At 63.0% G+C, this 5,184-nt stretch carries 6 protein-coding genes and 1 riboswitch; of the genes, 3 read left to right on the top strand and 3 right to left on the bottom strand.

The genetic code is table 11. From position 1 onward, the window contains the following. The 3 genes from AC0AP0_RS08690 to AC0AP0_RS08680 all read left to right on the top strand — a co-directional run. A partial coding sequence (locus AC0AP0_RS08690; protein ID WP_490430181.1) for an alpha/beta fold hydrolase occupies window positions 1-849 on the top strand: 849 nt, incomplete at its 5' end. A 35-nt stretch (window positions 850-884) separates the two neighbouring features. Then, the gene (locus AC0AP0_RS08685) at window positions 885-1,679 is read left to right on the top strand and encodes a L,D-transpeptidase (RefSeq protein ID WP_490430180.1); all 795 of its coding nucleotides are present in this window, start codon (window positions 885-887) and stop codon (window positions 1,677-1,679) included. Between the two features lie 106 nt (window positions 1,680-1,785). Beyond that, window positions 1,786-2,793 (top strand): bile acid:sodium symporter family protein, encoded by a 1,008-nt coding sequence (locus tag AC0AP0_RS08680; RefSeq protein WP_490430179.1) that lies wholly within the window; start codon window positions 1,786-1,788, stop codon window positions 2,791-2,793. A 32-nt stretch (window positions 2,794-2,825) separates the two neighbouring features. Here AC0AP0_RS08680 and AC0AP0_RS08675 read toward each other — a convergent pair whose 3' ends face one another. From AC0AP0_RS08675 to AC0AP0_RS08665, 3 genes are all read right to left on the bottom strand, one after another. Continuing rightward, entirely contained in the window at window positions 2,826-3,206 is a 381-nt protein-coding gene (locus AC0AP0_RS08675) for a fluoride efflux transporter FluC (RefSeq protein WP_490430178.1), read from the bottom strand. Next, entirely contained in the window at window positions 3,203-3,640 is a 438-nt protein-coding gene (locus AC0AP0_RS08670) for a FluC/FEX family fluoride channel (protein WP_490430177.1), read from the bottom strand. Before AC0AP0_RS08670 ends, AC0AP0_RS08675 begins: the two co-directional genes overlap by 4 nt. Before the next feature lie 89 nt (window positions 3,641-3,729). Then, window positions 3,730-3,802, bottom strand: a riboswitch (Fluoride riboswitch). Window positions 3,803-3,849: 47 nt separating this feature from the next. Next, window positions 3,850-5,178 (bottom strand): ABC transporter ATP-binding protein, encoded by a 1,329-nt coding sequence (locus AC0AP0_RS08665; RefSeq protein WP_490430182.1) that lies wholly within the window; start codon window positions 5,176-5,178, stop codon window positions 3,850-3,852. Between the last annotated feature and the right edge of the window lie 6 nt (window positions 5,179-5,184).

The raw sequence follows: 5,184 nt of genomic DNA, 5'->3' as shown, positions 1-5,184 counted from the left end.
CGGCGACATCGTGGAGTTCAAGACCGGCATCCCCTCCGGTGCCAAGAAGTGAGCACCAGGCCCGGGTTCGCCATTCGCCGCGGTCATGGGCTGCCGCTGATTTTTATGCACGGGTCGGGTGTGGATCACCACATCTTCGATGACTTGGACCCCGTTTTCGAACGGGTGGGCGGCTTTGAGCGGATCTACCTGGACCAGCCCGGCTTTGGCCGCACGCCACCCGATCCGTCCATCCTCGACCTGGACGGTTTGGCACGGTGGCTGGATGACCAGGTGGACATTTTCAGCGAAGGCGGCCCCTTCGCTCTAGTGGGCAACTCCCTGGGTGGGCTACTCAGCCGCCATGCCGCCGCCGTGCGGTTGGACCGCTGCCGGGGGATGGCCCTGCTCTCCTCGGTGGTCGACCCGGTGACCGCCCACAGGCACCTGCCCCCGCGTCAGGTGCTGGTCCATGACGACCAGGGCCTGGCCGACGCGGACGAGTTCACCAGGCATGCCTACCGGCAGATGGCTGTGGTGGAGTCCCGGGGGCACTTGGAAGCCTACCAACGCACCATCATGCCCGGCATTCGTTCGGCCGATGCCGATACGGTGGCTCGAATGGAGAAGTACTACCAGCTGGATCTGGACTTCGACCAGGTTTGGTCCGGGTTCATAGCCCCGGTGCTCTTCGTCTGCGGCCGCCAGGACGACCGTGTGGGCTACCTGGACCAGTTTGACCTGGCCTGCCGCTTCCCCCGGGCCTCCTACTCGGTGCTGGACCGGGCCGGCCACAATGTGCAGATTGAGCAGACCGCCTTGGTTTGCGACCTGCTGGAGGATTGGGCCAGGCAGGTGCTGAAAGGCTGAGGCCGTCCTGGTTTCTTCTGTCGCTAAAATGAACTGTGCATACAGGTTCGTTCAATGGCGACGAAGGGAAGGACATGGCTGACTGGGGATTGGATTGCAAACGCCTTAAGCGGCGTGTGCTTGCCTTGCTCCGTTGGCTGCTGGACCCTGTTCGTCGCACGCCTGTGGTAGTTGCAACTGCCTTGCTGACGCTGTTGCTGGCAGTCATGATCGCCAACCTGTTCCAGCCGGTGAATGCGGCTCATGCCGAACGATCCGCGGGTGCGAGCGCTTCTGGCGCATCCACTGTTTCTACGAGACGATTCCCCAAGGTGCATCATCACAGCAAACCTAATTCCCCTTCATCAACCGCAAGGGTTCAGAAGACAGACCCTGCTGGTACCTCCATCCAACCTGTCGATTGGCTCAAGCCTTCGCAGCAGATCGATTACCCGGATCCTGCAGCCCATCCTGGCCTCTCCCTGGAGGTCAGCCTTCAGGACCAGCGGGTTTATGTGCGCGACGGGTCCGAACTGCTCTACACCATGTATGCCTCGTCGGGCATGGGTGACTCCACGCCCAGGGGAAGCTTCCGCATCCAAGCCGAACGTGGCGACCACTTCTACAATCCCAGTGAGGGGATGGGCGCCCGTTACTACACCAGTTTTTTGAACCACGGGGTCTTCCTTTTCCACTCGGTTCCCACTGATTCCAGCGGCAGCTACATCAAGGAGGAAGCCGACCTGTTGGGCGTCCGACCCAGCTCCCACGGTTGCATCCGACTGACGGTGTCCGACGCTCGATGGATCATGCAGTTCGTGCCCACTGGCACGCCCGTTTTGGTCAAGTGAACTTCAGCACGTCCAAAATGTGACCATTCACCTGCGCACACGCCTTGGGTTTCCTAACTTTGCCCCTACCACAGAGAGAATTATCGAGAGGAAGTGGTCAGGAATCATGCAAAAGGTGCAGCGGTTCAGTGACTGGTTGACTAAGTGGTTCATCCTGGTGGTCCTAGCGTGGGCCGCCATTAACTTCTTTGTCCCGCAGATTAGCATTTGGGCCCGCAGCTACACCAACTACTTCCTGAGCATTATTCTCTTCGGCATGGGGCTGACCCTGAGCTTGGACGATTTCAAGCGTATCATCAAAATGCCGCTCATGGTCATCGTGGGCACCATAGCTCATTACCTGATCATGCCCCTGCTGGCGGTGCTGCTCTGCCGCATCTTCCGCCTGGACGGCATGATCGCCGTGGGAGTCATCCTGGTGGGCTGCTGCCCCTCGGGAACCTCCTCCAACGTCATGTCCTACCTGTCGCGTGGCGACGTTGCCCTGGACGTATCCATAGGCCTGCTTTCCACCCTGTGTGCGCCCTTCATGATTCCCATGCTGATGAACCTGCTGGCCAGCCAGTATGTGGCCATCCCCACCAAGCAGCTCTTCCTGACCGCACTTGAAGTGGTGCTGATCCCCATTGCGTTGGGTCTGCTCGTCCACGCCCTCTTCAAGGAGAAGGTGCAGAAGGTGACCGTGGCCCTGCCGGCGGTCTCGCAGATCGCCATCCTGGTCATCATCGGCGTGGTCGTCTCCGTCAACCATGCCAAGCTTTTCACCGCCGCCACCGCCCTGGTACTGCCGGTGGTCATGCTTCACAACCTGTGCGGGTACGGGCTGGGCTTTCTCTTCAGCAGGCTCATGTACCGCCTTTACCCCAAGGGGTTCCGCTACGCCCAGCAGAAGGCCATTACCTTCGAGGTGGGTATGCAGGATTCCGGACTTGGCGCGACCCTGGCCCTGCAGGCCTTCGCTGCCGACCCGATTGTGGCCATCCCCTCCACCTTCTTCAGCGTCTGGCACAACATCTCCGGCTCGGTGCTGTCTGCCTGGTGGCGTCGGCATGATGACCGGCTGGGGATTGCTGCCGACTCCGCCCAGGGTCGTCCTGAGCCGGCTCGCGCCTGATTCTTGAACGCCTTGATTGCTGGCTGGATCTGCTACATGCCCGGTCCGGCCAGTATGAAACCTAGGGTCATCAGCGTGGGCGGCAGAAGAATTGATGCCCCCAGGTAGCCCAGGGCTGCCAGGTGCCGTCTCTGCCGGGCCAGGGCCAACACCTCGTTGACCGCCGTCGAGAAGGTGGAGAAGCCGCCCAGCAGTCCTGTGGCCAGCAGCAGCCGTCCCCAGTTAGGCAGTCCGTGGAAGGCGGCCAGGGCGGCCACCAGTCCTGCAGCCAATCCGGCCAGCAGGTTGATAATCATGGTCGACAGGGGCAGGTCCACCTGCCAGCGGGCCTTGACCAGAGTATCCAGCAGGTAGCGCAGCCCGGCCCCCAGGCCGCCGCACAGGCAGATCAGCACGGTAAATGCAATGGTCATTGCGCACCTGCTCGGATGCGTGCGGCCAGACGCGCTCCCAGTGCTGCCATGGCCCAGGAGACCATCAGGCCTCCGGCGAAGGAGATCAGCAGGTAGGCAAGGGTTGCCTGGACTTGACCGCCCGACAGGTCTTGGACCAGCTCCAGCGAGAGGGTGGACATGGTTGACAGTCCTCCGCACAGGCCCATGCCCAGGCCCTTGTTGGTCAGCTGCCTTCGGCGCGCATGTGCGTTTTTGGGCAGTCCGGCCAGGAAGGCGGTCAGCAGGGCGTAACCTGCGCAGGCGATCAGGTTGGCCAGGAGCGTTCCTGGATGCAGGGGGCTGCTCTGGCCCGGCAGCAGGCTCAGGGCGTACCGGCAGCTGGTGCCTAGTGCTCCGCCCAGTATCACCACCAGGGCTGTGGCCATATCAGGTCCGGTAGGGGGTTTGGTCATTGGAGGCTCGGTTCCCGACGGATCAGCGTCTGCAGGATCGGGCTTAATGGCATGCACCTGCACCCAACCCGCAGACGGGGTCGTCGAATCATGGTGCAGGAACTATCAGCAGTTTGCGGTTCGGGGCCCAAGCCCCGGGCGGGTTCCATCGCCCGAGGCTCATTCTAGGAGTCCAAGGGGACCACAACTGCCTTAGCTGCCGCGACTGCTCACTCGGTGTGGTTCTCCGGGTCCAGGGTCAGCCGGTCGTCGTCGGCATCGTAGTCGAAGAGTTCGCCGTAGCGACCCCAGGTGATGGCGGTGTCGAACTGCTGGACGGCCTCCTTATCCGAGTGGTGGGCACGCAGCAGGTCCAGGATCAGGGAGCCATGCAGGCTCTTGTCGTCGCTGTTCTTCAGAGCCCGGTCGATGATGCGGATCAGCGGAACATGATCCATCAGCATCCGTGAGAACATCTCCTTGCTCTCCAGAATGTCCGCGTCGTGCCAGGCACGGCCCTGGTCGGTCAGCCTGACGTGCCCGTTGTCTGCCTGGAAGATGCCCAGCATGAGTCCGGCGTCGATCAGGGGGAAGAGGTCGTCCACCTCGAAGGAGAGTTTGGCGGCCAGGTCGGCCAGGTCCATGCCGTTGGGCTGGTTGACCATGACATCGGCCAGACCGGCCAGGCCGCCGGGGGTGGCGTCGGGCAGGTTGCGTTCGGCGGTGTCCTCGTCCCGCACCGAGTCCCGCACGGCCTGACGGTTGCGCACCTTGGTCTGCAGACGGCGGCGGATGTCCTCGCTGTCGCGCTGGCCGGTCAGGATCGAGTAGAGGTAGTCCACGCAGGACTGGAAGAGGTCGGACTGCTTGTCCCGAGGCCTGTCCAGATTGATGGGCACGTTGGCGATGACCCGGCCGGGATGCGAGTCCAGGACCAGGACCCGGTCGGCCATCTCCACGGCTTCCTCGATGTTGTGGGTGACGATCAGGACCGACTTGACGCTGCCAGCCTCCTCGGACCAGACCTTGAGGACCTCCTGGCGGAGATTCTCGGCTGTCAGCACGTCCAGGGCCGAGAAGGGCTCGTCCATGAAGAGGGCATCCGGCTTGAGGACCAGGGCCCGGGCGATGCCCACGCGCTGGCGCATGCCGCCGGAGAGCTCCTTGGGATAGGCGCTCTCGAAGCCGTCCAGGCCGATGGCGTCGATGGCAGCCAGGGAGAGTTTCTCCCGCTCCCTCTTGGGTACGCCCCGGGCCTGCAGGCCCAGCTCGACGTTGTCCTTGACGGTCAGCCAGGGCATCAGGGCGAAGCTCTGGAAGACCAGGGCCACGCCGGGGTTGGGTCCGTCCAGCTGCTTGCCCCGGTATTCGACGCTGCCCTTGCTGGCCGGGACCAGGCCGGCCAGGATGCGTAGCAGGGTGGACTTGCCGGCGCCGGAACGGCCCAGGATGGCCACCACCTCGCCCTCGTGCAGGGTGAAGTCGATGTTGTCCAGGACGGTCAGCTCCGCGCCCTTGTCAGACTGGTAGGTCTTGGTCACGTGCTCGGCCGTGATGATCCCGTT

The sequence above is a fragment of the Bifidobacterium sp. POST2/T3 (B1) genome (genome assembly GCF_058197115.1).
The sequence above is the reverse complement of the archived record's forward strand: the minus strand, read 5'-3'. Positions and strand labels throughout refer to the sequence as shown.

Coding starts and splice junctions, on each gene's coding strand:
- AC0AP0_RS08680 (WP_490430179.1), top strand. CDS start 1,786: ATGCAAAAGGTGCAGCGGTTCAGTGACTGGTTGACTAAGTGGTTCATC.
- AC0AP0_RS08670 (WP_490430177.1), bottom strand. CDS start 3,640: ATGACCAAACCCCCTACCGGACCTGATATGGCCACAGCCCTGGTGGTG.
- AC0AP0_RS08675 (WP_490430178.1), bottom strand. CDS start 3,206: ATGACCATTGCATTTACCGTGCTGATCTGCCTGTGCGGCGGCCTGGGG.